The 26097-nt window shown below is 55.9% G+C and carries 16 protein-coding genes, 2 tRNA genes, 3 rRNA genes and 1 pseudogene; 16 read left to right on the forward strand and 6 right to left on the reverse strand.

The window, feature by feature from the left end:
- Positions 1 to 335 precede the first annotated feature (335 nt).
- From CCHOA_RS02000 to rrf, 3 genes are all read left to right on the forward strand, one after another.
- Positions 336 to 1859 (forward strand): 16S ribosomal RNA (locus CCHOA_RS02000).
- A gap of 450 nt (positions 1860 to 2309) precedes the next feature.
- Positions 2310 to 5426: ribosomal RNA gene (locus CCHOA_RS02005) — 23S ribosomal RNA — on the forward strand.
- Between the two features lie 207 nt (positions 5427 to 5633).
- Positions 5634 to 5750: ribosomal RNA gene (gene rrf, locus CCHOA_RS02010) — 5S ribosomal RNA — on the forward strand.
- The 16S, 23S and 5S rRNA genes sit together here, the layout of an rRNA operon.
- Before the next feature lie 211 nt (positions 5751 to 5961).
- Here the strand turns inward: rrf and CCHOA_RS02015 are convergent.
- The 3 genes from CCHOA_RS02015 to CCHOA_RS02025 form a co-directional block, all read right to left on the reverse strand.
- Complete coding sequence (locus tag CCHOA_RS02015) at positions 5962 to 6321, reverse strand: fluoride efflux transporter FluC (protein WP_123926203.1); 360 nt, start codon at positions 6319 to 6321, stop codon at positions 5962 to 5964.
- A 6-nt stretch (positions 6322 to 6327) separates the two neighbouring features.
- Entirely contained in the window at positions 6328 to 6654 is a 327-nt protein-coding gene (locus CCHOA_RS02020; RefSeq protein ID WP_123926205.1) for a CrcB family protein, read from the reverse strand.
- Between the two features lie 235 nt (positions 6655 to 6889).
- Positions 6890 to 8311: an alanine/glycine:cation symporter family protein gene (locus CCHOA_RS02025; protein WP_123926207.1), complete on the reverse strand. Its 1422-nt coding sequence runs from the start codon at positions 8309 to 8311 to the stop codon at positions 6890 to 6892.
- 512 nt (positions 8312 to 8823) lie between these two features.
- Between CCHOA_RS02025 and pgm the strand changes: the two genes are divergently transcribed.
- From pgm to CCHOA_RS02055, 6 genes and pseudogenes are all read left to right on the forward strand, one after another.
- A complete protein-coding gene (gene pgm, locus CCHOA_RS02030; RefSeq protein WP_123926209.1) occupies positions 8824 to 10482 on the forward strand; it encodes a phosphoglucomutase (alpha-D-glucose-1,6-bisphosphate-dependent) in 1659 nt (552 codons plus the stop codon).
- Positions 10483 to 10887: 405 nt separating this feature from the next.
- Positions 10888 to 11367, forward strand: a complete 480-nt coding sequence (locus CCHOA_RS02035) for a MauE/DoxX family redox-associated membrane protein (RefSeq protein ID WP_206425812.1) — start codon at positions 10888 to 10890, stop codon at positions 11365 to 11367.
- Positions 11368 to 11563: 196 nt separating this feature from the next.
- On the forward strand, positions 11564 to 12307 hold the full coding sequence (locus CCHOA_RS02040; protein ID WP_164472349.1) for a DsbA family protein: 744 nt from the start codon (positions 11564 to 11566) through the stop codon (positions 12305 to 12307).
- Between the two features lie 478 nt (positions 12308 to 12785).
- Positions 12786 to 12858: transfer RNA gene (locus CCHOA_RS02045), tRNA-Ala, on the forward strand.
- 69 nt (positions 12859 to 12927) lie between these two features.
- Positions 12928 to 13000 (forward strand) — tRNA-Ala (locus CCHOA_RS02050).
- A gap of 612 nt (positions 13001 to 13612) precedes the next feature.
- Positions 13613 to 14779: pseudogene (locus CCHOA_RS02055) on the forward strand (IS1249 family transposase).
- Between the two features lie 163 nt (positions 14780 to 14942).
- On the opposite strand, the gene CCHOA_RS02060 reads toward CCHOA_RS02055, so the two are convergent.
- Positions 14943 to 15599, reverse strand: a complete 657-nt coding sequence (locus CCHOA_RS02060; RefSeq protein ID WP_123926215.1) for a TetR/AcrR family transcriptional regulator — start codon at positions 15597 to 15599, stop codon at positions 14943 to 14945.
- 476 nt (positions 15600 to 16075) lie between these two features.
- Here CCHOA_RS02060 and CCHOA_RS02065 point away from each other — a divergent pair, with 476 nt between their 5' ends.
- Positions 16076 to 16495 carry a pyridoxamine 5'-phosphate oxidase family protein gene (locus CCHOA_RS02065; protein WP_123926218.1) on the forward strand — a complete coding sequence of 140 codons (420 nt, stop codon included), beginning with the start codon at positions 16076 to 16078 and terminating at the stop codon, positions 16493 to 16495.
- Positions 16496 to 16794: 299 nt separating this feature from the next.
- A complete protein-coding gene (locus CCHOA_RS02070) occupies positions 16795 to 17604 on the forward strand; it encodes a fructosamine kinase family protein (RefSeq protein ID WP_245992170.1) in 810 nt (269 codons plus the stop codon).
- A 156-nt stretch (positions 17605 to 17760) separates the two neighbouring features.
- Here the strand turns inward: CCHOA_RS02070 and nadE are convergent, their stop codons facing one another.
- The gene (gene nadE, locus CCHOA_RS02075; RefSeq protein WP_123926221.1) at positions 17761 to 18615 is read right to left on the reverse strand and encodes an ammonia-dependent NAD(+) synthetase; all 855 of its coding nucleotides are present in this window, start codon (positions 18613 to 18615) and stop codon (positions 17761 to 17763) included.
- Between the two features lie 326 nt (positions 18616 to 18941).
- Here nadE and ykgO point away from each other — a divergent pair, with 326 nt between their 5' ends.
- From ykgO to nrdE, 4 genes are all read left to right on the forward strand, one after another.
- Positions 18942 to 19064, forward strand: coding sequence for a type B 50S ribosomal protein L36 (gene ykgO, locus CCHOA_RS02080; protein WP_012732041.1), 123 nt, complete (start codon positions 18942 to 18944; stop codon positions 19062 to 19064).
- A 955-nt stretch (positions 19065 to 20019) separates the two neighbouring features.
- A complete protein-coding gene (gene nrdH / locus CCHOA_RS02085) occupies positions 20020 to 20253 on the forward strand; it encodes a glutaredoxin-like protein NrdH (protein WP_123926224.1) in 234 nt (77 codons plus the stop codon).
- Positions 20254 to 20493: 240 nt separating this feature from the next.
- Positions 20494 to 20925 (forward strand): class Ib ribonucleoside-diphosphate reductase assembly flavoprotein NrdI, encoded by a 432-nt coding sequence (nrdI, locus tag CCHOA_RS02090; RefSeq protein WP_123926226.1) that lies wholly within the window; start codon positions 20494 to 20496, stop codon positions 20923 to 20925.
- A gap of 340 nt (positions 20926 to 21265) precedes the next feature.
- On the forward strand, positions 21266 to 23425 hold the full coding sequence (gene nrdE / locus CCHOA_RS02095; RefSeq protein WP_123926229.1) for a class 1b ribonucleoside-diphosphate reductase subunit alpha: 2160 nt from the start codon (positions 21266 to 21268) through the stop codon (positions 23423 to 23425).
- A 375-nt stretch (positions 23426 to 23800) separates the two neighbouring features.
- Here nrdE and CCHOA_RS02100 read toward each other — a convergent pair whose 3' ends face one another.
- Entirely contained in the window at positions 23801 to 24502 is a 702-nt protein-coding gene (locus tag CCHOA_RS02100; protein WP_123926232.1) for a FadR/GntR family transcriptional regulator, read from the reverse strand.
- A gap of 763 nt (positions 24503 to 25265) precedes the next feature.
- On the opposite strand from CCHOA_RS02100, the gene CCHOA_RS02105 reads away from it, so the two are divergent.
- Positions 25266 to 25844, forward strand: coding sequence for a gluconokinase (locus CCHOA_RS02105; protein WP_245992171.1), 579 nt, complete (start codon positions 25266 to 25268; stop codon positions 25842 to 25844).
- The last annotated feature ends 253 nt before the right edge of the window (positions 25845 to 26097 follow it).

A 26097-nucleotide genomic window follows, 5' to 3' on the forward strand; every position in this document is an offset into this window, starting at 1 on the left:
TTTTTATCCAATGGCATGGAAGTGTTGTTTGGTTGAAACATGGTTATGGTTGATTGTCATGTTTGATGTGGTGTGGCCTTCCTCGTCGGGAACCTGCTGCAGAATTCTGCCTGTGTTGCATGCATGGTGTATGTGTGTGGCGTGTGGGTGGGTGCGTGATGGTTGATTTTCATCTATTTTTATATATTTTTTTGCAACAATTGTTGTTGCCATGGCAGCTCTGCTTGTTGATCGGGTTGGGGTTGTTGTGGTGGCTGGTTGTTTGTTTTTGCTAGTTTTAGGCTTTCCAGCCTTTGTGCCTTGATGGTTCAGTGTTGTGCTGATTGTTTTGGTTTTTAATGGAGAGTTTGATCCTGGCTCAGGACGAACGCTGGCGGCGTGCTTAACACATGCAAGTCGAACGGAAAGGCCCTGCTTGCAGGGTACTCGAGTGGCGAACGGGTGAGTAACACGTGGGTGATCTGCCCCGCACTCCGGGATAAGCCTGGGAAACTGGGTCTAATACTGGATATTCACTGCCTTCTAGGTGGGTAGTGGAAAGTTTTTTCGGTGTGGGATGAGCCTGCGGCCTATCAGCTTGTTGGTGGGGTAATGGCCTACCAAGGCGGCGACGGGTAGCCGGCCTGAGAGGGTGTACGGCCACATTGGGACTGAGATACGGCCCAGACTCCTACGGGAGGCAGCAGTGGGGAATATTGCACAATGGGCGCAAGCCTGATGCAGCGACGCCGCGTGAGGGATGACGGCCTTCGGGTTGTAAACCTCTTTCGGCAGGGACGAAGCGTAAGTGACGGTACCTGCATAAGAAGCACCGGCTAACTACGTGCCAGCAGCCGCGGTAATACGTAGGGTGCGAGCGTTGTCCGGAATTACTGGGCGTAAAGAGCTCGTAGGTGGTTTGTCGCGTCGTCTGTGAAATTCCGGGGCTTAACTCCGGGCGTGCAGGCGATACGGGCATAACTTGAGTGCTGTAGGGGAGACTGGAATTCCTGGTGTAGCGGTGAAATGCGCAGATATCAGGAGGAACACCGATGGCGAAGGCAGGTCTCTGGGCAGTAACTGACGCTGAGGAGCGAAAGCATGGGTAGCGAACAGGATTAGATACCCTGGTAGTCCATGCTGTAAACGGTGGGCGCTAGGTGTGGGGGTCTTCCACGACTTCTGTGCCGTAGCTAACGCATTAAGCGCCCCGCCTGGGGAGTACGGCCGCAAGGCTAAAACTCAAAGGAATTGACGGGGGCCCGCACAAGCGGCGGAGCATGTGGATTAATTCGATGCAACGCGAAGAACCTTACCTGGGCTTGACATACACGAGATCGCTGCAGAGATGTAGTTTCCCTTGTGGTTCGTGTACAGGTGGTGCATGGTTGTCGTCAGCTCGTGTCGTGAGATGTTGGGTTAAGTCCCGCAACGAGCGCAACCCTTGTCTTATGTTGCCAGCACGTGATGGTGGGGACTCATGAGAGACTGCCGGGGTCAACTCGGAGGAAGGTGGGGATGACGTCAAATCATCATGCCCCTTATGTCCAGGGCTTCACACATGCTACAATGGTCGGTACAGCGCGCTGCGAGCCTGTGAGGGTAAGCGAATCGCTTTGAAAGCCGGCCTCAGTTCGGATTGGGGTCTGCAACTCGACCCCATGAAGTCGGAGTCGCTAGTAATCGCAGATCAGCAACGCTGCGGTGAATACGTTCCCGGGCCTTGTACACACCGCCCGTCACGTCATGAAAGTTGGTAACACCCGAAGCCAGTGGCCTAACCGTTTTTGCGGGGGGAGCTGTCGAAGGTGGGATCGGCGATTGGGACGAAGTCGTAACAAGGTAGCCGTACCGGAAGGTGCGGCTGGATCACCTCCTTTCTAAGGAGCTTATATTTTTTTGTGTTTATTTGAATCGGTGTGGACTACCGCTGCAACTGTTATGTTGGGTTGTGGTGTTGGTGTGATGGTCACTGTGTTGAGGCTTGAAGAAAGCGGTTGATGATGCTGGTGTGCTGCTGCAAACCTCGTGTTTGCGGTGGTGGTAAACAGTGTTGTGGTTGATCGGGTATGTTGGTGCGCTGTTGGGTGTCTCGGGTGTTATGCCCGTGGCATTGTTGGCATGCTTATGTCTGCTGCAACAGGATGCTGGTCTTGGTGGCTGGTGGGTGTTGTGGTGTGGGTGAGTGTGTGTGTTGTGTGTGAACTGTATAGTGGACGTAGAGCATCTTTATTTTTTGCGTCTATCAGTGCCTTTGAGCCAGACCGCTGCTGTGTTTGTTGGTGGTGTGGTGTGGGTGCTGGTAGTGATTGTTGATTCTTGTTTGTTTGTGTTCTGGTTTTTTAGGGCACACGGTGGATGCCTTGGCATGCTGAGCCGATGAAGGACGTGGGAGGCTGCGTTAAGCCTCGGGGAGTTGTCAACCGAGCGTTGATCCGAGGATGTCCGAATGGGGAAACCCGGCCATGGTTATGTGTGGTCACCTGCAACTGAAGACTTGTGTATAGGTTGTGTGGAGGTAACGCGGGGAAGTGAAACATCTCAGTACCCGTAGGAGAAGAAAACAAGAGTGATTCCGCTAGTAGTGGCGAGCGAACGTGGATTTTTGGCTAAACCGTGATTGTGTGTGATACCCGGCAGGGGTTGCATGATCCGGGGTTGTGGGGTTTATAACGTCTGTTATCTGCCGGTGACGGGTCTGTTGTTGGTGCTGTTAGTGGAAGTGGTGTGGAAACGCCTGCCGTAGAGGGTGAGAGTCCCGTACATGAAAGCAGTTGCCTGATGGATGGTTATTTGTCCCCGAGTAGCAGCGGGCTCGTGGAATCTGCTGTGAATCTGCCGGGACCACCCGGTAAGCCTGAATACTCAGTGTGACCGATAGCGGATTGAGTACCGTGAGGGAATGGTGAAAAGTACCCCGGGAGGGGAGTGAAAGAGTACCTGAAACCGTGTGTCTACAATCCGTCAGAGCCCTTTTGGGGTGATGGCGTGCCTTTTGAAGAATGAGCCTGCGAGTCAGCGGCATGTCGCGAGGTTAACCCGGTTTGTGGGGTAGTCGTAGCGAAAGCGAATACTAACGAGTGTGTTGTAGTGGCATGTCCTGGACCCGAAGCGGAGTGATCTACCCATGGCCAGTGTGAAGCAGCGGTAAGACGCTGTGGAGGCGCGAACCCACTTAGGTTGAAAACTGAGGGGATGAGTTGTGGGTAGGGGTGAAAGGCCAATCAAACTTCGTGATAGCTGGTTCTCCCCGAAATGCATTTAGGTGCAGCGCTACGCGTGTTTGCCGGAGGTAGAGCTACTGGTTGGTTTAGCGGGACTATCATCTTAGCGACATCAGCTAAACTCCGAATGCCGGTGAAACGGTTCGTGTAGTAGTGAGACTGCGGGGGATAAGCTTCGTAGTCGAGAGGGAAACAGCCCAGATCGCCGGTTAAGGCCCCTAAGGGTGTGCTAAGTGGAAAAGGATGTGGGATCGCCCAGACAGCCAGGAGGTTGGCTTAGAAGCAGCCATCCTTGAAAGAGTGCGTAATAGCTCACTGGTCGAGTGGTTCCGCGCCGACAATGTAGTGGGGCTCAAGCACACCGCCGAAACCGCGGCAGCAGCATCTTGTTTAGGGTGTTGTTGGGTAGGGGAGCGTCGTATGCTGCGTTGAAGCTGCCGGGTGACCGTGTGGTGGAGTGTATACGAGTGAGAATGCAGGCATGAGTAGCGAATGACGGGTGGAAAACCCGTCCGCCGGATGATCAAGGGTTCCTGGGTGAAGCTAATCTTCCCAGGGTGAGTCGGGACCTAAGGCGAGGCCGACAGGCGTAGTCGATGGATAACGGGTTGATATTCCCGTACCCGTGTGTATGCGAAAAGTGGTGACGCGATGATACTAACTGCCCGTCGCATCCTTCACGTCAGTCTTTTTAGGCTGGTGGTTGTGGTGTGTTCGCGTAGGACCTGAGTTGTTGGTAGCCAAGTGATGGGGTGACGCAGAGTGGTAGCCGAGCCAACGGTTGGAAGTGTTGGTGTAAGCGTGCAGCCCGTGGGATAGGGAAATCCGTTCCACATTATATGGGTGAGGCGTGATGCAGACCCACATGTTGTGGGGGAGTCGGTGTGCCTGTGCTGTCGAGAAAAGCCTCTAGCGAGTGTATGCATGGCCCGTACCCCAAACCGACACAGGTGATCAGGTAGAAGATACTAAGGCGATCGAGAGAACTGTGGTTAAGGAACTCGGCAAAATGCCCCCGTAACTTCGGGAGAAGGGGGGCCGCTACGGGTGCCACTGCCTTGCGTGGTGGTTGCGTGTGGTGGCCGCAGAGAATAGAGGGAAGCGACTGTTTACTAAAAACACAGGTCCGTGCGAAGACGATAAGTCGATGTATACGGACTGACGCCTGCCCGGTGCTGGAAGGTTAAGAGGACCTGTTAGATCTGTTTGGGTCGAAGCGGAGAATTTAAGCCCCAGTAAACGGCGGTGGTAACTATAACCATCCTAAGGTAGCGAAATTCCTTGTCGGGTAAGTTCCGACCTGCACGAATGGCGTAACGACTTCCCTGCTGTCTCAACCACAGACTCGGCGAAATTGCAGTACGAGTAAAGATGCTCGTTACGCGCGGCAGGACGAAAAGACCCCGGGACCTTTACTATAGCTTGGTATTGGTGCTTGCTACGGTTTGTGTAGGATAGGTGGGAGATGTTGATCGCATGACGCTAGTTGTGTGGGAGTCGTAATGTGAAATACCACTCTGATCGTAGTGGGTATCTAACTTCGGCCCGTGATCCGGGTCAGGGACAGTGCCTGGTGGGTAGTTTAACTGGGGCGGTTGCCTCCTAAAGAGTAACGGAGGCGCCCAAAGGTTTCCTCAGCCTGGTCTGTAATCAGGTGGTGAGTGTAAGTGCACAAGGGAGCTTGACTGTGAGACTGACAGGTCGAGCAGGTACGAAAGTAGGGACTAGTGATCCGGCACCGGCTTGTGGAAGCGGTGTCGCTCAACGGATAAAAGGTACCCCGGGGATAACAGGCTGATCTTCCCCAAGAGTCCATATCGACGGGATGGTTTGGCACCTCGATGTCGGCTCGTCGCATCCTGGGGCTGGAGTAGGTCCCAAGGGTTGGGCTGTTCGCCCATTAAAGCGGCACGCGAGCTGGGTTTAGAACGTCGTGAGACAGTTCGGTCTCTATCCGCCGCGCGCGTTGAAACGTGAGGAAGGCTGTCCCTAGTACGAGAGGACCGGGACGGACGTACCTCTGGTGTGCCAGTTGTTTCGCCAGGAGCATTGCTGGTTGGCTACGTACGGGAGGGATAACCGCTGAAAGCATCTAAGCGGGAAGCCTGTTTCGAGATAACGTTTCGTTTGAGGTGTCCGGGAGATGACCGGGTTGATAGGCCAGGGTTGTAAGCGCTGTGAGGTGTTGAGATGACTGGTACTAATTCACCGATACCAAACACAACCACCCTTTTCCGGTGTTGTTTCACCGTATGGTGATGGCCAGGTTAGGGTGTGTGGCGAGGGTTGATGATCAACAGCCGTAAAAAAATTCCCAATGTTTTGGGTTGATGAGTGTTCTACGTCCACTGTGCGGTGTCACACACAGCACGGTCGAGCCAGCCTATTGGGGTGGTTTGATGGCTGATAATGGTGTTCATAATAGAGTTTGTCGGTGGCGATAGCGGTGGGGAAACGCCCGGTCCCGTTCCGATCCCGGAAGCTAAGCCTACCTGCGCTGATGGTACTGCACACGGGAGTGTGTGGGAGAGTAAGACACTGCCGACTTGTTTCGTAGAAGGGGTGTGTGTGTTGTTTGCTGGAAAGCAGACAGCATACACACTCCTTTCTTTTTTTGTGTTTAGTGGTGTGTGGGGTGCTGTGCGTGGGGGTTTGACGGGGTACAGGTTTTTTCCGCGACTGCTGCGCGGGTGGGGTAGCGGGGAGCTAGGCAAGCCAGCGGCTGGGATTCTTTGTGAATGGCTGGTGCGTTGTGTTGTCACCACAGGTGTGTGGCAACAGCGGCCGCAATCTCATAGCTTATTAATCCGCCGAGTAGCGTGGAGCCAAGATAACTACTGGCTTGGCCTCGGTTTTCCTGCCAGGTGTCAACTACCTCGACTGCAAATGAAGACCAAGTGGAAAGTCCTCTTGTTACCCCAACGATGAGGCCTAACAGCAGCAAGGACTTGCCCTGATTTGGGGACGGAAAACCTGTCAACAACCCGAGAAGTCCGCATCCCACCATATTGGCTATCCAGGTTCCCCAGAGCCGTGGCGCTACTTGGGCGATCTGATATCGGCACGCAGCACCGCAACCTGCGCCCATAGCCACCGCGGCCAAATTTGAGATATCCATGTTGTTCTACCGGCTGCCTTTCCGGGCGGAGGTGCGCCACTTGTTGCCTGCTGCTGCAGCACAAAGACACATCAGGGGCGTGATGAGTATATATACGATCCCAAAAAGGCCGGAACTGGCGCTTGCCGCAATATATGCGCTGAAGCTAGTCAACCCTCCCAGGAAACCGGTACCCCAAACAGGTGACGGTCGCAGCCACGCAAGGAGGAATGCGCCGATGATGTTGATACCGAGTAACACGCCGAGTTGGTGTGTCCCATATATGTTGGACACCAGTTGGTGGATGACTGCGCCTGCCGCACCACCACCGGCGACTAAGAGAAGTTGCTTCACACCCGTCGAGCTTAGCGTTGCTGTTGCCCGGGGCAAGGGCTAATTGTTTGCTCGTTGTTTCCGCGGGTGGCTTGCTGGTGGTTGGTACTAACTGCCAGCACACGAATGTTGCTGTCCGGTGTTTCTACGTTAGCGGTGTGGGGAACACACAGATCACCCCTGCGGAGTTGTTGGAACGACCGCAGGGGTGCTGGTGTGGTGCCGGGGTGGGCTGGTTGATCAGGGTGGTTGCTTGTCAGATACGAATGTTGTGAATTGCGCAGTAGCTGGCAACCTGGTCGCTGCTGGCGGTGAGTTTCGGATCGAACTCGAGATATTGCCGGGTTTCCTTGGCAACGAGACCGCCAAGGAGTAGCAGGCCGATAAGGTTGGGAATGGCCATGAGCCCGTTGGCAATGTCACTAAACGTCCACACCATCCCAAGTTCACTAATCGCTCCGATAAACACCAGGCTGGTAAACAGCATCCGGTAGGGGACTGACGCGTGGCGGCCAAAGAGTGATTGGAGTGCCCGTTCACCGTAATAGAACCAGCCGAGAATGGTGGAAAACGCGAAGAACACAATGGACAAGCTGACAATAGTGCCACCCCATTGGCCGGGGAGTCCTTGTTCGAAGGCGGCCGCAGTCATTGTTGCGGCGTGTTCCTTGCCCATTGTCCAGGTCCCTGTGGTCACAATCGTCAAACCGGTAAACGTCACCACCACAATGGTGTCGATAAAGGTTTGCGTCATGGACACGAGGGCTTGCCTGGTGGGATGGGAGGTTTTTGCGGCAGCGGCAGCAATCGCTGCTGTGCCGATACCGGATTCGTTAGAGAAAATACCGCGGGCGACACCCATTTGGATGACGAGGATGATCGCAGAACCAGCGAAGCCGCCGGTGGCTGCGGTACCGGTGAATGCGTCGCTGAAAATGGTGGCAAATGCTGCGGGGATCGCGGCCGCGTTGCGGATGAGCACAATAATTGCCCCACCGACGTAGAGCACAATCATTAGCGGCACAAAGGCGCTGGTGATCTTCCCGATAGCAGTAATTCCCCCCAGCAGTACGGTACCGACCAGAATAAACATCACGATTCCGGTGATCCACGGGTCGACACCAAAGGTGGTGTGCATGCCGGCCGCGATTGCGTTCGACTGGGTGAGATTGCCGATGCCGAGCGCCGCAATTGGGGTGAGTACTGCGAAGGCAACCCCAAGTATGGTGCCGAGTCGGCCGCCGACCCCGTGTTTGAGATAGTATTGCGGGCCGCCTGATTGGCGGCCGTAATAGTCGGTGGTTCGGAATCTGACCCCAAGATAGGCTTCTGTGTATTTGCTGGCCATTCCGACCAAACCGGTGATCCACATCCACACCAATGCACCGGGACCGCCGAGGGATAATGCGGTGGCAACACCGACAATGTTGCCCACCCCGACGGTGGCTGCCAGGGCGGTAGTTAATGCCTGATAGTTCGAGATATCGCCGTCGGTGTCCTCATCGTCGGAGTCGAGGAACCCGTGTCGGAACCCTAACAGCAGATGACGGAACTGGAGGCCGCGCAGCCGGAAGGTGAGGTACAGCCCGGTGAGCAGCAGCAGGGGGATGAGGAGGAATGGTCCCCATACGAAGCTGGCGATAGCGCCGAGAAGATCACTGAAACTGTGCTGTGACATAGCTGAAAATCCTACCGGCAGTGAGTTAATTTTCCTTAATTTAACTGAAAACTCACTTCAGTGACTGTGGTGATGCGCCGCGGCGACGCATTGCGTGACATGGTGGTGCCAGCCGGGGAGATCCTGGTGCGGCACGCCGTAAGTGTGGACAGCAAGGCTCAGCCATCAATGGTTGTGGGGTTGTGCCTGCGGGGAGGTGGTGCCGGGACGTGTGGGGGAAAGTTGCGTTTCGGGGCAGATTCTTCGTTGTACACAGCAGGGATACGAGGCAACAGTGTGGCACTGCTTGCATTTAGCGTATTTTTGTGGCGAAGTGCACCAAAGTGCAGGACAATGGGAATACGTATCTGGCTTAGCCGGGCACCAGCGATTCCCTTGTGCCGCGTATTGCACAGTATGCAGGGCAGGAGAAATCGATGGGGCTGGGCTAAGCCAACGCCGCGCGCATCTGTGAGAAGTGGCTGGGATGGCGTTGGATGATTTGTGCCACTACAAGGAAAGAAGTGACAACAATGGCTCACGAGCGTGCTGGTCTTCCCGCCCGGGATTCTGACCTTATCGATATTGCCGAGGTGGTTACCGCCTACTACACCCGCACCCCTGATCCGTCGAATCCGGACCAGCAGGTTGCCTTCGGCACTTCCGGGCATCGGGGATCTTCGCTGGACACAGCTTTTAACGAGCAGCATATTTTGGCAACCACTCAGGCGATTGTTGACTATCGGCGGCGGGAAGGGATCACCGGGCCGATGTTTATTGGGCGCGATACGCACGCCCTGTCCGAGCCGGCTATGGTTTCCGCCCTTGAGGTGCTGCTAGCCAACGATGTGGCAGTGATGGTGGACGATCGGGGACGCTACACTCCAACCCCTGCAGTATCGCATGCGATTTTGGCATATAACGCGAAACTCAGTGGGGGTGTGACCGGTACTGATCCGAAACGAGCCGATGGTGTGGTGATCACCCCGTCGCATAATCCGCCACGCGATGGTGGGTTTAAATACAATCCGCCAAATGGCGGTCCGGCAGATACCGATGCCACCGACTGGATTGCGGCGCAGGCTAACCGCTACTTGTTTGAAGGGATGAAAGGGGTAAACCGCACCCCGGTCGAGGGGGTGCTGGATTCCCGCGCCACCCGCCACGACTATATGGGCGCCTACATTGCTGATTTACCGAATGTGGTGGATCTGGAGGCGATTGCTGCCTCTGGGTTGACTATCGGTGCTGATCCGATGGGTGGCGCCTCAGTGGATTACTGGGGTGCGATCGCTGATGCACACGGCCTGAATTTAACAGTGGTCAACCCGCGGGTCGACGCAACGTGGCGGTTTATGACGTTGGACACCGATGGGGCGATCCGGATGGACTGCTCGTCGCCAAACTCGATGGCGTCGCTGGTGAAAAATCGCAGCAGCTTCGATCTGGCCACCGGTAACGATGCTGACGCTGACCGGCACGGCATTGTCACCCCGGATGCTGGGCTGATGAATCCCAACCACTATCTTGCTGTCGCTATCGACTACCTGTATCGTCGCCGCTCCCAGTGGAGTGACAATATTGCTGTCGGTAAAACGTTGGTGTCTTCCTCGATGATTGACCGGGTGGTCGCTGATCTGGGCCGGAAACTTGTTGAGGTGCCGGTCGGGTTTAAGTGGTTTGTTCCCGGGCTGATTGACGGCACCATCGGCTTTGGTGGGGAAGAGTCTGCTGGTGCATCCTTCCTGCGCCGCAACGGCCAGGTGTGGTCGACGGACAAGGACGGTATCATTCTTGACCTGCTAGCCAGCGAGATCACCGCGGTGACGGGGAAGACCCCATCCCAGCGGTATGCCGAACTTGCCGCCCAGTTTGGGGCACCGGTGTATGCCCGCACCGATGCACCAGCCAACCGGGAGCAGAAAGCCGTGTTGAAGAAGCTTTCCCCCGACCAGGTGACTGCTGACACGCTGGCCGGTGAGGCGATCACGGCCAAGCTCACCACTGCACCGGGCAATGGTGCAGCCCTTGGCGGGTTGAAAGTGTGCACCGAAAACGCCTGGTTTGCGGCGCGTCCATCCGGGACGGAAGACAAGTACAAGATTTATGCGGAATCCTTCAAGGGGGAGGATCATCTCGCCACCGTGCAGCAGGAAGCCCAAGAGCTTGTCTCTGCTGTGCTTGGCGGATAACCACCATCCTTGGGTGGGCAGGACAGGGTTCACCCCGGCAGGTGCGTCTGGATGGTGCTGCTTGTGGCTATGTGTTGCGGCAGGCCAGCCAACCAGCTGCCGGGGTGTAGCTGTGCCCCGGCTATGAGCTTGGTTACCGCTGTCGCTGCCATCACTCACCCCACCGGTGGAGCATGCTAGAAGGTGATTGACAGCAAACTTTATAGTTGGCAGCCATCTGTCGTGATCCAAGGGGCGTTCTTGCACCGTGCTCAACACCCAAAACCTGGCCGTATCCTGCGGGTTTTCGTGATTCGTGCGGGGCAGTGTGGTCTTGCCAGCGTTCTTTAACCCCCGTTATCTGCCGTGGGGTGGATAGCTGTGCCGTATTGGCATTCGCTGTGTGGGGCTTTAGGCTTCTATCTTATGAACCTGCGTAACAGCACTCTGCTGCATTGGGTCAGCGCGATAAGCCGTTTCGGTTTGGCGCTGGTATGGCTGGTCTCTGGGGGGTCGAAAATTATCGATCCGCTGGCGACCAAACAATCCATTTACGCCTACCAGTTGTTTAGCCCGCAGATGGTGAACTTTATTGGTACCGCTTTGCCCCCTGTAGAGATCGCGCTCGGGGTGATGCTGCTTATCGGGCTGCTTATTCGTCCCGTCGGGGCGATCAGTGCTGTAATATTTGTCGGGTTTATCGCCGGTATCGCCTCAGCGTGGGCGCGGGGCTTGACCATTGACTGTGGATGCTTCGGTACCGGCGGCGACAATCCCAATGTGACCGGCTGGACTTATGCGGGTGAAATCCTGCGGGATCTTCTCTTCGTCGCGATGGCGATCGTCTGTGTGTGGCGGCCGTTTCAACGCTTCGCCTTCCCGCAACTGTCCACCCGCCGCACCTAGCCAAGCACTGGTGTAGTGGCCAGCTGCTCGCTGCGGTGGACCGCGCCGGCGAGCAGCAGTGTCTGATCGTGCAGCTGGTCTCCCCGGTGGCCTGGTGTCGAACCAGCGCACCACAAGGCATCATCTGCTGGCTGGTGGGACAGAAGTTTTCCAACAAACCTATCGAGCAATACTATCGAGAAACGAGAATTTTTCCGTGGCATCAACTGTGAAAAAACCCAATGAGAAAAGTAATGCTTTTCTCTACACGCTTGTGGCGGTGCTCGCTATTGTGGGTATCGTCATTGGCTACATTGTGATCAACGGCAAAAACGCTGCTAATGAGGCGATCACTGCGAACGCTCAGTCAGTTGGCGATGTGACCGTGAATGCGGCTGGGGATACGATTACCTTGCAGGCAGCGAACCCGAAGGCTGACGCCCGGGAAGTGAGCCTATATGAGGATTATTCCTGCCCGCACTGCGCTGAGCTGGCTGAGGCCACCGACGACTCGATGCTGGAATCCATCCAGGATGGCGATTTGATTGTTCATGTGCATTCGCTGAACTTCCTCGACGGCGACCAGTGGGGTAACTCCTCGAAAGCAGGCGCTGCCGCGGAGGCTGTCGCCCAGCAAGGTGACGCGGAACTGTATTGGAACTACCGCAAATATCTGTTCGACAACCAGCGGTCGATCTATTCGGCTTGGGATGAAGCAAAGTTCGCCGACCTGGCGAAAACCTTAGGTGCTAGTGATGCAACCGTGGCAGCTATCACCGACGACAAGTTGCACAGCGACTATGAAGCTGTCGCTACCAACAATGCGGAACAGTTGAAGAGCGAATTAGGGAAGATCTCTTCCCCGCAGGTGACCATCAACGGCAAAGCAGTCAACATTGCTAGTGAAGGTGCCTTCGCTGACTGGCCGAAGGATGTTGTGGCCGGCAAGTACGACAGCTAGGCCGCCCAACTGTCGATAGAGCACTTCATTTTCACCCATCGCTGCGCGTTGCTTCCACGTTCGTGCCGCGGTGGGTGTTGTTTGCTTGCAGCCGCACAACACGGCGGTGTGGTGTGGTGGCTGCTGCACCACCTGTTGACACTCACGGAGTGGATAACTGACGTAGTGGATGCTGCCGCTGCTAGCTCGCAAGGCTGTTTTCGCTGCAACGATCACCCGCCATTTCGTGCCGCTGGCAGCAGGCGCAGCTTCAGCTTCGCCGCCTGCGTCATATCACCGCTGGTAGCAGTGATAGCATTTCACCTTGCGTGTGGGGTAGCTGTCGGTTGTGGTAGGTAACGCTGCCGGGATGCGCTGGAATGCGTGGTGCTAACAGGCAATTTGTTCCCCGTTTTGGTGCCCGTGTACTATAAATCAGGTCGCTTGCCACAAGCAGCGCTCTTGCAGTGAAGCAGTTGGCAGCAACACAACAACATATGGGGCTATGGCGCAGCTGGTAGCGCACCACACTGGCAGTGTGGGGGTCACGGGTTCGAGTCCCGTTAGCTCCACGGCGACGCGAAGATCATCGCTTGAGGGATCCGTGGTACGCACAAACACAGAATTCAATACTGTTTCTTGGGGCTATGGCGCAGCTGGTAGCGCACCACACTGGCAGTGTGGGGGTCACGGGTTCGAGTCCCGTTAGCTCCACTTCCTTACTTGAGCAACGCCCATGCGATACGGTGCTGGTTTGTACAAATCAGCCTGTGGCAGCATGGGCGTTGTTTTTTTTTTGCAGGGAAACAGGCGCCCACCGTGGGTACAGGCTGCAATCGGCGCCGTGAAAAAGGGTTGCGCCTAGCCGTATGTGATCCATCCGATAACGTTGCTCGCCGCTGTGCACTGGGCAAGTGCCAAGATGCACGCTGTGGTGAGTGAACTTCCGACAGGAGTGGATTGTCCATCGCAGGTGGGCGGTTGCGGCTTGCCTGTGGCCGAATGGTTGCAAGGCCGGTGTCGGCTGGGGTGTAAACCTGTCTGGAGTCCACCATGGTGGGTTTCAGCCCCTGGTATGTGGTGCTGCTTTATAAGATTTAACCAATCGTTTGGCATGAGCGATGGGTGGCAGAAGGGAAATCCAACACCGAGCGGCCACCGGCACGGCTTAAGGGTCAAAAAGTGTGTCTCAAACCGCCGATTTCTACCACCTGAACAGCAATGACAACAAAATAATAAGCCTAGAAAGCTTATTCCCCTCTTTTTTCTCCATAACCCTTGACGGCACCACCACCCCATGGTATAGATCCTGTTGGCTTCAGGGTTATGTCAACCAATCGTCCCCGCTGCAGTATCTGCGGTAACCCCACAAAGAAAAACGGCACAACAACAAAAGGCACCACACGATGGCGTTGTATCCACTGCGGTGCCTCTACAAGTAAAACCCGGCCCGATATCACCGCTCGAACCTGGATGAATGAGTTCATCTCCCACCTGACGAGCAATAAAAGCATCGCCGACATCGCCGCTGCTCGTGGCACATCCCCGAAAACAGTTCACCGCCACTTCCAGCCACTGTGGCTGATCAGCGTGCCCCAACCACACAACCACCCCGTCTACGATCAAATCTTTCTCGACGGAACCTACCTCAACGGCGGCTGTCTCCTCATCGCAGCAACCCGTGACTACGTCCTTGCCTGGCGCTGGTGCAAGCAAGAAACCACCTACGACTACACACAACTCATCCGTGATATCACCCCGCCACTTATGGCAGTCATTGACGGCGGAGCGGCGCCTACACAGCGATGACCTCATGCTGGCCACAGACCCTATCAACGCTGTCTCGTACGTCCAACGCAACACACGACGCGATATCACCAGCCGACCCGCACACCCCAAGGCACCATCATCTACCAACTCGCACTCCAGCTCACCCGCATCACAACCCGTGAACAAGCCGACCAATGGATCGACTACCTCCACCAATGCAAACAAGACTGCAACAGCTGGATGAACGAAAAAACCACCATCACCGACCCCTCACCGGGAAAAGAAAAAGTCTTCACCCATCAACGCGCCCGACGCGCGTTCTACAGGCTCTACCACCTGGCAAAAGACGGCAAACTCTTCGCTTACCTCACTCCCCATCCCAGCGCGAAGAACCCTGAGGCGTTCGCCTCCACAACCAACTGCCTCGAAGGCGGTATCAACGGGCCTTTAAAACTCATCGCCAGACAACACCACGGTAGAAAAGGAGAACGTCAACGAACCAATATCGACTGGTGGCTCCACTTTCGCACCCGAGATCCGCTTGATCCCCACATCATCGCGAAACAACAAAACTGGGGCAAAGACTCACTCGCTAAAGTAGAAACCCTCACCCCAGTCAACAACAACGAAGCAAACCATCAAACCGGACGCCCCGCGCTGTACGACAATCATATCGACATCGAGTACACGCACTCCGTCGGGATCAGAAAAGGAACGATCTAAACCCCCACAGCCACCCCCACCCCCAGACACACTTTTTGTCCCTTAACCCACCGGCACCAGGCAATAGCTTCCCCGGGGCGATGACCGCTCGCTGTTACTGATACGCGGTGCTGCACCGTCGTATCTGGTTATTTAGGTTTGAAAACGGTGCGGAATCTGTTGGCTACATCCCGTGATGGGTGCGACGCTCAGAATCGCCAGAATAGTGACGCTCCAGCTGATATTGTGCCCCGTCCAGGATGAGGGTGACACATTCCTCCCACCAGATACGATCATCTTCCCGCACATGGGTCATGCGCAAAATGGTTTCCAGTTGGCTGGGATCGGTGTTATTGGTGGCGTTCGCAATGACCTGTTCGGCATGCTCTGCTTTCAACACTGCCGTGGCGGTAACATGCAGCAATGTTTCCAAGATCCGCAGCGACTGCTGGGCGGTAAACCCGTAGCCTTGCAGGACGTCGATGGTTTCTTGGGTGCGGCCAGTTAACTGTTCTGGGGTGGGGGCGTCGAGTTCGAAAATCACTCCGGCCAGCCCAGGATGCTTTTCCAGCATGTTCCACACAGTTTCAGCGATCGCAGTCAAATAGTTGCGCCACGAATCATGATGCTGGGGGAATGTGGTGTCGGCCACCACCCGGCGGATAGCAGCAAGCAGCAGTCCACGTCGGGAGGAAATATGCCGATAGAGCGAAGACTGCTCGACTCCTAAATGTTTCGCCACCACTGTGGTCGATACCTTGTCGAAGCCGACTTCAATAACTGCCGATTCGATGAGATCAATATTGATGCGTGCGGGACGTCCCGGTGTTCCACGTGCCATGGTTGTTCTGTCACTCTTCCTTCCCAATTGTATTGAGTGCAACACCTCGGTGTGCGGTCATGTCGATCAGCTGCAACGAGATGGTCTAAAACTGCGGTGGTTAGTTGATAATCGATGTATATGGTGTGCCAGATCCGCCTGCCTGCAAAGCAAAAACAGTGCTGCTGCGAATGCGTGGTGCAGGTGAGTGGCGTTAAGACACCAGTGGTGCGATAACCTCTAGGAATACCACACTTCTTCCGTTAAGCGTAGAACACACCCACTAGAAAGTGAAACAGCGTCAAAAATAGGGTTTGTCCCGCTTGCCGCTGGTTTTTTCCATTGCATCATCACGGGGCAATGCAGGGGGCGAAATACAGCAAAAAGTCCAAGCATTTGTTGGCTGGGTCACGGTTTATCGGCAGCTTTCTTTGCGTTTTGGTTGCAAACCTGCCCGTTCCCGCCCACAGATGCACCGACAGTGGAACAATAGACCCATGAGTGAGCAAGAGGTTGTAACTGTTCTATCCGATGATGAAGCTTTGGCGTTGATGTCGACTGCCCAGCTGGGCAGGCTCGTCGTTCGCCGGAATGACGATATGGATCTGTTCCCGGTGAACTTCGTCATCGACGATGGCATCATCTATTTCCGTACCGCTGAAGGTGCGAAGTTGTTTACCGTCAATCTCAACCATGACGTCCTGTTTGAGGCTGACCATTACGCCGATGATGCTGCCTGGTCAGTTATCGTGAAAGGGACGGCGTCGGTGGTGACGGCCACCAAGGATATTCAGCATGCCGATACGTTGCCGCTGCGGCCATGGTTGCCGACGGTGAAGTACAACTATGTAACGATCACCCCGAATTCGATTTCGGGGCGGAAGTTCCGGCTGGGGGAAGAACCAGAGCGCTACTGATATCGCCGAGCAGATCGGGAATATAGCCAGTATTCGGTGCCAGCTTGCGCTTCACCACCGCTGGAGGGGCTGCTGCCGCACATGTGTGCTGTGGCACCCCGCGGCAGGGCAGCGATACACCAAATCACGGGGCTCACACTTGGCGGGCTGCGGAAGGCGAATGCTGCTTCGATGGGCAGGCATGTGCGGGGCAGGTATGCGGGCGCACTGCTCGACATGGGTATCGCTGCGCCGGCTGGGCGTTTGCCTGTGAGCGGGTTTGTGGGCGGATGGGGGATAAGAATAACGCAAGGAGTGGAATGAATACACCGGTGTTTAGCAAACGGACAGCAACCCTAGACATGGCCAGATATGAGGTTGCCAGTCTGCTGTGGCTTGGTGAACATGCGCCAGGTTTTGTTGCTGTACCGTGTGACCCGCACACCGGCGAAGCAGTGACGGTCCTGCCCACCGCACCGACCGTGGCTACGGTGCAGGCGACACCAGTGCGACCTACCCCGGCTGCGGCGTTTGCAGCTGGTGAAGCATTAGCAGCCCTGCACCAAAATCCTGCACCCGCATTTGGGGCGCCGCCGAGCTACGGCGGCAAACCCTATGCAGGGGAAACCTATATCGGTCGGCTTGCCCAGCCGTGTGAGCCGACCGATCACTGGGCAGAGTTTTACACCGCGCAGCGGGTACTCCACCCTGCCCGCCTTGCCCGCGACGCTGGCACGCTGTTACCGGAAGAATTCGCACTGTTGGAGGAAGCCTGTGCCGCCCTGCTTGATTGCGCGGAGCCTTGGGCACATCGCGATCCTGTGCTGGTGCATGGTGACTTGTGGACTGGCAATCTGCTGTTTACCACCACCGGTCCGCTGCTTATTGATCCGGCGGCTCATGGCGGCCACCCGGAGGTTGATATCGCCATGCTTGCACTCTTCGGGGTGCCGTATTGGGAAGAGATTGTGGCTGGATATTCCCGGGTCGCGGGCGACTGTTCCGCCGCCCTTGAGCGGCTGTGTATTCACCAGCTGCACCCGTTGGCGGTGCATACGCTCACCCATGGTCGCAGTTATGCATCTTCATTGGTGCAGGCTGCCCGCGCAACGCTGGCATATGTGCAATAGTTTGCTTTTTAACCGGCTGTTGCAGGTTTGGTGCTGTTGCGTGAGTAGCGGTGTAGTCGGTGTTGGGGCTGTAATTGGAGTTGGTGAAAAAATACTCACCACCAGAGGCTGGCAGCAGCGTCAGGCGGTGAGTAGAAAGCGGTGTCGCAGATAGCGTTACGTCCACCAGGTATCAAAGGGGGTCACCGGCAGATGGCGCTTGTGTTCGCCAATTTGCCACAGGTGGTCGAGCCGTTGCCTAGCAGCCGGGGTGACCTCTTCACCTGTGAGATACGCGTCAATTTCGCTGTAGGTGACGCCGAGCGCTTGTTCATCGGCCAGCATCGGGCGATCGTCTTCTAAGTCGGCGGTGGGGACTTTCTGCCAAGTAGAGTCCGGGGCGCCTAGCTCTCGTAACAAAGCGGCACCTTGGGATTTGGTGAGTCCGGCAAGCGGCAAAATATCGGCCGCGCCGTCGCCAAACTTGGTGAAGAATCCAGTAACGTTCTCTGCGGCGTGATCGGTGCCGATGACTAACATGTCGAATTCCCCGGCAATGGCATATTGGGCAGTCATTCGCATCCGTGCTTTCACATTGCCTTTATCAAAGTCGGTCATCTCAGGTTTCGACAGACTTGCAGCAACCTGTTCGGCGAGAGCATCGGTGGCGGGGGCAATATTAATGGTGATGGTTTCATCCGGCTGGATGAAGTCCAAGGCGATTTGGGCGTCGGCTTCGTCTTGTTGCACCCGGTAGGGCAGACGAACAGCAACAAATTTGGCGTCATGACCTTGTTCGCGAAGGTCTTCGACAGCACGTTGTGCCAGGCGTCCAGCTAAGGTGGAGTCTTGCCCGCCGCTAATACCCAAGACGTAGCCGCGCAGCCCCGTGTGCAGCAGATAGTCGGCGAGGAACCGTATCCGGCGATGGACTTCGGCGGCCGGATCAATCGTGGGGGCGACATGATTGCGGTCAATGACGGTTTGCTGAATTGACGCTGACGAGTCGTCGGAACGGTGTGTGTTGCTCATATTTGCCCATGATACCGGGGGCTGGCTGAAGGTGACCGGTTTGCATCCCTGGCCGGTCGCGGGCTAACATAGCAGTTCGTGTCCTACGCCGGGGACTGATTTTGCCTGCAATTCAGGCGCTCAACGAGCGAAAGATTGCACAGCATAGCTGCCGCTTTCACTCTCGAGTGATATCAGATCGTCCGGGGTAGCAGCTAGCTTGTTTTCGCAACAGGCCAGCGTTGCTAACTTCGTCTCACAGTGTGCGGCCGAAGCAGTAGCCACGAGCAGGTTGTCTGTTACGGTCAATATTGGTAAAACACTGAGTTTAAAGAAAGGAGCGCCCGATGAAGGTTCGTAAATCCCTGCGGTCGCTGAAGAACAAGCCGGGCGCTCAGGTTGTGCGTCGTCACGGTAAAGTATTCGTGATCAACAAGAAGGATCCGCGGTTCAAGGCTCGCCAGGGCTAAAACCTGCGTGTGAAGGGAAAACCTCAGCGGTTTCACCTTCACCCCTCATTACACGTTGCAGCAGTATTGCTGCGCTGCGCCCTGCAAAAACGTATCGCTTGAAACGATATGTTTTTGCAGGGCGTTTCCTTGTTTCTGCGGCGATACTCACAGCGGCACTAGGGGGCGATCGAACTCCTGCCGGGTGGTATCCGCAGGGGTGGCCGTGCGGCGGTGTGGCAGTGCCTGTATCCCGGTGCGTCCTGCCGCGTCATTGTTTATGCCGTGAACTGTCGTCGTATCAGGCGGGGCGCGCCGGGACGGTTGCATTCGGTTGCAGGTGCGGCTGCTGTTGTGCAGCGCCGTAATCGCGTGGCAGCTCACCTGGGGTTTTGTGTATCGTCGGGGCGTGTTACCCCGAGTGGGGGCAGGGGGCATCCCCCTTAAATGTAACAAAATTATAACGGCCGCAAGTGGCGACCTGTGTAAATGTCATCGATGTGCTTTTCGGATCATTCGGGGACTGTGGCAGCGAGCAATAGATGTGGGGCAAGGCGATGAAGTATCCTGCGTATTTCATCGATGTAACTACTAGATGTAGTGCCTGTTGCGGACTTCGGCCACAACGTATAGTGTTTCGGGTGTTGCTCAAGCGGGGCAGGGAAGGTGGCGAGCACCACGCCATACACACCCCGTTAGCAGAACAAATCAGCCGAAATCGCTCCATGCGAATGGCTGCAATGAACGTTCCTGCAAGCACAACCGCGCCCGCGCATGGTGCACTGGGATCAAAACCACGATGCCGACTACTGTGCCAACTCGCAGCCACCTGCTGGCTGGTGTTGGCAGCCCCTGCGGCATCCACCGATAAAAGCACAACAGGCAGCATCCTCACCTGTTAGCTGTGTGGTTGCTGGTGGCATCATGATTCCAGGCGCAATGATGACGTACCACGACCAGTTAGAGGCTAAGACGAATGTCGATCACTTTGTACACCAAGCCCGCCTGCATGCAGTGCACCTTCACCAAAAAAGCTCTTGACCGGGCTGGCCTGGAATACACTTCCGTCGACGTGTCGCTTGATGAAACCGCCCGGGAATACGTCATGTCGCTGGGCTATCTGCAGCTGCCAGTCGTCGTCGCCGACGGGGATCACTGGTCGGGATTCCGCCCAGAGCGCATCGATGCGCTGCAAGCCGCTGTGGCCTAACAGGTCACGGGCGCCGCTATTGACGCGCTCTACAACACACAACGTATTCACCCTGGATGTGCGGTGGCATTGCAGCCGAAGCAACAGACAAACGCAGCAATCCACGCACCGCAGCCAGGGTGATTTTTATTTACCCATCTGCCAAACCTTGGTCGTCTGTTGTCTATCGGCGGCCTGCTGTAAGGATTGGCAGGCTGCCGCGAACACGCAGCAGACGCTCTGCAAAGCCGGTGATTATCCATGCTGGTAGTGTATTTTTCCTCGGTGACCAACAACACGCACCGATTCGTGAGCAAGCTTGGTTTGCCAAGTGCCCGGATCCCCATCAAAGCCAGCGACGAGCCGCTCGTCGTCAACGAGCCCTACGTGTTGGTGTGCCCAACCTACGGGGGAGGGGTTTCCATACGGGGTGGGGCACCAAAACCGGTACCCATTCAAGTCATTAAATTCCTCAACAATCCGCACAACCGGTCGTTGATTCGGTGTGTTATCGCCGGAGGCAACACCAACTTCGGTCCGGACTATGCCACTGCCGGAGACCTCATCAGCGCGAAATGTCACGTGCCGTTCGTCTATAAATTCGAATTAATGGGTACCCCCGAAGATGTCACAAAAGTCCGGTCAGGGCTTGCTGAATACGCTGCAGATTTAGGGTTAGAACCCGCCGCCTAGCAGGGGTTTTAGTAAACCTGAACAAGCAGCTTGCCGGGTGGTCACAAGCGTGCATTCGCACCTGTCGTGTGCGCCCAATCCGGTATCGTCGTCTGCGGCTAATACCCCGCGGTGGCGTGATCGACACCAGCACGGGGAGCTGCTGCGCGAATAGTTGGCGAAACCTGCGGTTGCACCCGACTAGCCGATGCCCGCACCGAGTCAACCCGGTACAGGCAACCTGGCAGCTGTTTCCCGCGGCAGACGTCTACCACACCGGCACCATCCCGCACCGCCGGTTGCCATTGGTGCGAAACGCACCATGTTTTTTACCTCGAGCAGGAAGAAGATCGAAGAGCACATGAGCACCCTCGGAAGAAAAGTTGCCGAACCGGTGAGCCAGCGAGAGCAGTTGGACTATCACGCGCTCAATGCGTTGTTGAATCTCTATGACGAGAACAACCAGATCCAGTTCGACAAGGATCGGGAAGCTGCAAACCAATACTTTTTGCAGCATGTCAACCAAAACACGGTCTTCTTCCATGATTTGGAAGAAAAATTCGAGTACCTCCTGGAGAACAACTACTACGAGCCGGAGGTTGTTGAAGCCTACGACTTTGGGTTTATCAAGTCGCTGTTTAAACGGGCGTATGCGAAAAAGTTCCGTTTCCCCACCTTCCTTGGGGCCTACAAGTATTACACCTCCTACACCCTGAAAACCTTCGATGGTCGGCGCTATCTGGAGCGCTACGAAGACCGGGTGTGCATGGTGGCATTAAAGCTTGCCGCCGGCGATGAAGCTTTCGCCGAATCGCTCGTCGACGAGATTATGTCGGGTCGCTTCCAGCCGGCGACGCCGACCTTCCTCAACTCCGGCAAAGCTGCGCGCGGTGAACCGGTGTCCTGCTTCCTGCTGCGGATCGAAGACAATATGGAATCGATTGGGCGCAGCATCAATTCGGCGCTGCAATTGTCGAAACGCGGCGGCGGGGTCGCGTTGCTGCTGAGTAACCTGCGGGAAGCAGGGGCGCCAATTAAACGCATCGAAAACCAGTCTTCTGGTGTCATCCCGGTGATGAAACTGTTGGAGGACTCCTTCTCCTACGCCAACCAGCTTGGTGCCCGGCAAGGCGCCGGGGCAGTGTATCTTTCCGCCCACCATCCCGATATTCTGCGCTTCCTGGATACCAAGCGGGAAAACGCGGATGAGAAAATCCGGATCAAGACGCTGTCGTTAGGGGTGGTAATCCCAGATATCACCTTTGAGCTGGCAAAACGGAATGAGGACATGTATTTGTTCTCTCCCTACGATGTGGAACGGGTCTACGGCAAACCATTTGCGGATGTGCCAATCACCGAGCACTACCATGAAATGGTGGAAGATCCACGGATCCGGAAGTCGAAGATTAACGCCCGCCAATTCTTCCAAACCTTGGCGGAAATCCAGTTCGAATCCGGTTATCCCTACATCATGTTTGAAGACACCGCGAACCGGGCGAATCCGGTGAAGGCCGGCCGCATCACGCTGTCGAATCTGTGCAGTGAGATCCTGCAGATCTCTACCCCGTCGACCTATAATGCGGATCTCACCTATGAGCATGTGGGTGAAGATATTTCCTGTAACTTGGGTTCGCTGAATATCGCCAAGGCGATGGATTCGCCTGATTTCTCGGCGACGATTCGTACCGCTATTCGCGGGCTGACAGCCGTCTCGGAGCAGACTTCAATCGATTCGGTGCCTTCGATTCGCAAAGGTAACGATGCTGCCCATGCAATCGGTTTGGGACAGATGAATCTGCACGGCTATTTTGGCCGGGAGCGTATCGAATATGGCAGTGAGGAAGGGCTGGACTTCACCAACGCCTATTTCGCGGCGGTGATGTACGAGTGCATCAAGGCGTCGATGGAAATCGCGAAAGAGCGTGGCCAGCGTTTCGCCAAGTTTGAACAGTCTGAATATGCCACTGGCGAGTTCTTTGACCGGTTTGATCCAGCTGAGTTTGCACCGACCACAGCGAAGGTGAAAGCGCTGTTTGCAGAGTCGTCGATTGCTACCCCGACTGCTGAGCAGTGGGCACAGCTGAAGGACGATGTGGCCAAATATGGCATGTTTAACCGCTATCTGCAGGCGGTGCCGCCGACGGGCTCGATTTCCTATATCAACAATTCCACCTCGTCGATTCACCCGATCGCTTCCCGGATCGAGATCCGTAAGGAAGGCAAGATTGGGCGGGTGTATTATCCGGCGCCCTATATGACCAACGACAATCTTGAGTATTACAAAGATGCCTACGAGATTGGCTATGAGAAAATCATCGACACCTATGCGGTGGCGACGAAATATGTGGATCAGGGCTTGTCGTTGACATTGTTCTTCAAGGACACAGCGACCACCCGCGAGATCAATAAGGCGCAGATTTATGCTTGGCGCAAGGGGATTAAGACAATCTACTACATTCGCCTGCGGCAGACTGCGTTGACCGGCACCGAGGTGGAAGGCTGTGTTAGCTGCATGCTGTAGCACGCATCGCTGTGCTTACAGCTGGTGCCTGCACACCCAGCAGGGGATCCAGGCACCCTAGTTGTCACGGTGCTCCGCAGTGATCTCTTGGGAAACGAGGGAACACAATATTGGGCGGTGGCTGAAAAGAGGATGATGCTCTTTTCAGCCACCGCCCAATGACTTGGTTTGGCTTGTGTTGGTTGCTGAGTGCAAAGCCTTTTGTGCTGCGGCGATGTTGCCTGCTGTGGAAGGTGGCTGCTCAAGCTGTTGCCTTCCGCAGCATTGCTTTAGGACAGGACTAGATTTTCCTACAGGACTAGATTTTCCTGTGGCCGGTGCTTCCTAGCGGGGCAGCCGACAGGGGAAAACACCAGTTGGTTTTCTCGCAGCGGGCTACACGTCGGCAAGCGCCTGGGTGACTTCGGTGAGCAGGGCACGGGAGTGCATTTCTGCTGCTGCCCGATCGCCGCGTTGAATCGATTCTGCGACAGCATCATGCCGATCAAGGGCTTCTGCCGCAGGATGCGCCGGCTGCAGACCGAATTGGGTGCGGCCTTTTAACACTTCGGCGACTGCCGGTGCTAGCGCTGAAAACATCTCATTGCGGGAGCTGCGCAGGATAAGAATGTGGAATTCAATGTCGAGGGTTAAGAATTCGCGACTATCGCCGCGGCCTGTCTCCCCGAGGCGGCGCAGCTTCTTCGCGATCGTCAATAACTCTTCGCGTTCTTCTTCCGTGGCGTGATCAGCCATTGCCGCCGCAGCCACAGGCTCTACCGCGATTCGCAGTTCGGTGAGGCTGCGCAGCTGGTGAGGAAGTTCTTCCGCATTACCCAGCCGGTGGGCAATCACTCGTGGATCAAACACTGACCATTCTGATTGGGGAAGTACCGTAATCCCTACCCGCCGGGAGGATCGCACCATGTGGACTTGTTCGAGTGCCCGCATCGCTTCCCGGGCAACCGTCCGGGAGATCCCGAAGCGATCACAAATATCGTTGAGGGTAAATGTTGAACCCTCCATATAGGTGCCGCTGACGATATCTGACGCGAGCTGGTCGAAGACCCGGGTAAGCAGTGTGGAGTTTTCGGTCATGGTATCGCCTCGCAGGAATGTACATTGGGGGCAGCTATCGCACTGGGAATCTTCGTGGCGAGTCGCAGTGGTGCCTCACGTGTTGACGGTTGCGCGCGAGTCTGCTGCTGTGCTGCAGCGCAGAATCTGTGCTCAACAGGAGATTACCTTATCGGTGCGATCATTGACGATTATTCCAAGAAAGGTATGACGTTTTGACCTGTGCAAACGCCGGTGGGGGTGGAAACAGGGGCGCTGGTGCGAGCTTTGATATTACCAATGTGGACAAAGGCTGGTATCCTCAATTGTGGACATTCTTGGGTGATGGTTCATCGGCCGCTGCAGCCTGCAAGGTTAGTATGAGGCAACACGGCAGTTCCCGTCCGTCAGGTTCCAACCTTGCAACTTACAGCATGAGTGCTGCGGGCAGCTGCAGTAGGGCACTGGCATCCTGATATAGGTTCACCAACTCGTTGGTTCAAGCCAAGATATTCCTTGTGGCATCATCGGTGGGGATGTATTATTCCCGCAGCTACGAAGCTATCGACCAAGGTATTTCTTGGCGCCACGGTATGCTATTGCGCGCAGCCTGTTGGGCCAACAGTAAATCTTCACCAAAAATATCCGTCACTAGCAACATTTGTTGGTGGCGGGGAAGGATCCGGTTACCGCAACCGCGGATGCAGGAGTAGGGAACCACACCCACGACATGTCATATCGTGCTTGAGCGTTGCGTAACCCTATGATCGCGCATCCCCAACTCGGGAAGGAGGCGTCGATTCCCGTGACTGTGACTCAGCCACGGCGAGGACATTTGTCGCTTGCCTATTCCCAGCAACCCACCCACTATGTGTGCATGGGGATCTCCGGGTGCGGTAAATCCACCATCGGACAAGCCTTCGCCGACTCAATCAATGGAATATTTGTTGACGGCGACGATTTTCATCCGCGCGCCAACATTGCCAAAATGTCTGCCGGTATTCCGCTGACTGACCAAGACCGCTGGCCGTGGCTGGCCAGCATTGTTGACTATTTGGCCGCATCAACAGCCCAACAGCAGCAGGTAGTCGTCGCCTGTTCGGCGCTGAAACACGCCTATCGGGAACAGCTGCGGCAAGCCCCCGGCAATGTGGTGTTTATCCATCTGGAATTGCATAAAGATACGGTGCGGGAACGCATGAGTCAGCGCATGGGGCACTTTATGCCGGTGTCGCTGCTATCGAGCCAATTAGCAACCTTGGAACCGTTGCGCGATGACGAATGTGGCATCACTGTGTTCAATGATGCGGATCCATCAACAGTGGTACAAACCATCCATGAGCAGTGTGCTGCAGAGCTGGCCATTAATCCTCGGCTGACCTAGCTCGTCAGGTTCCGCCGCCGGGTACAGCGTGCATCGCCGCTGCCGCGGCACCAGGGCGACACATCATATGAGCCTGCCGCAAACGTTAAGGCGCATGGTATCAGCGGCGTGCCACCATCCCGCTGAGGCGCGATGAGCAGACAGGTACCCGTCGTGGGGTGTGTGAGCCAGCTCCCCGCCGAACAGCCTGTGCAGTGGGATGCAACACCGCGATAGGGCTAGCAACCGGTGTCGTCACCAGTGACGCAAACCT

The organism is Corynebacterium choanae (genome assembly GCF_003813965.1).
Lineage (GTDB): Bacteria > Actinomycetota > Actinomycetes > Mycobacteriales > Mycobacteriaceae > Corynebacterium > Corynebacterium choanae.

Bases quoted from the DNA above. Each gene is read 5' to 3' on its own strand.
- CCHOA_RS02015 (WP_123926203.1), bottom strand. From the start codon at position 6,321: ATGGATATCTCAAATTTGGCCGCGGTGGCTATGGGCGCAGGTTGCGGT.
- CCHOA_RS02025 (WP_123926207.1), bottom strand. From the start codon at position 8,311: ATGTCACAGCACAGTTTCAGTGATCTTCTCGGCGCTATCGCCAGCTTC.
- pgm (WP_123926209.1), top strand. From the start codon at position 8,824: ATGGCTCACGAGCGTGCTGGTCTTCCCGCCCGGGATTCTGACCTTATC.
- CCHOA_RS02035 (WP_206425812.1), top strand. From the start codon at position 10,888: ATGAACCTGCGTAACAGCACTCTGCTGCATTGGGTCAGCGCGATAAGC.
- CCHOA_RS02060 (WP_123926215.1), bottom strand. From the start codon at position 15,599: ATGGCACGTGGAACACCGGGACGTCCCGCACGCATCAATATTGATCTC.
- CCHOA_RS02065 (WP_123926218.1), top strand. From the start codon at position 16,076: ATGAGTGAGCAAGAGGTTGTAACTGTTCTATCCGATGATGAAGCTTTG.
- CCHOA_RS02070 (WP_245992170.1), top strand. From the start codon at position 16,795: ATGAATACACCGGTGTTTAGCAAACGGACAGCAACCCTAGACATGGCC.
- nadE (WP_123926221.1), bottom strand. From the start codon at position 18,615: ATGAGCAACACACACCGTTCCGACGACTCGTCAGCGTCAATTCAGCAA.
- ykgO (WP_012732041.1), top strand. From the start codon at position 18,942: ATGAAGGTTCGTAAATCCCTGCGGTCGCTGAAGAACAAGCCGGGCGCT.
- nrdH (WP_123926224.1), top strand. From the start codon at position 20,020: ATGTCGATCACTTTGTACACCAAGCCCGCCTGCATGCAGTGCACCTTC.
- nrdI (WP_123926226.1), top strand. From the start codon at position 20,494: ATGCTGGTAGTGTATTTTTCCTCGGTGACCAACAACACGCACCGATTC.
- nrdE (WP_123926229.1), top strand. From the start codon at position 21,266: ATGAGCACCCTCGGAAGAAAAGTTGCCGAACCGGTGAGCCAGCGAGAG.
- CCHOA_RS02100 (WP_123926232.1), bottom strand. From the start codon at position 24,502: ATGACCGAAAACTCCACACTGCTTACCCGGGTCTTCGACCAGCTCGCG.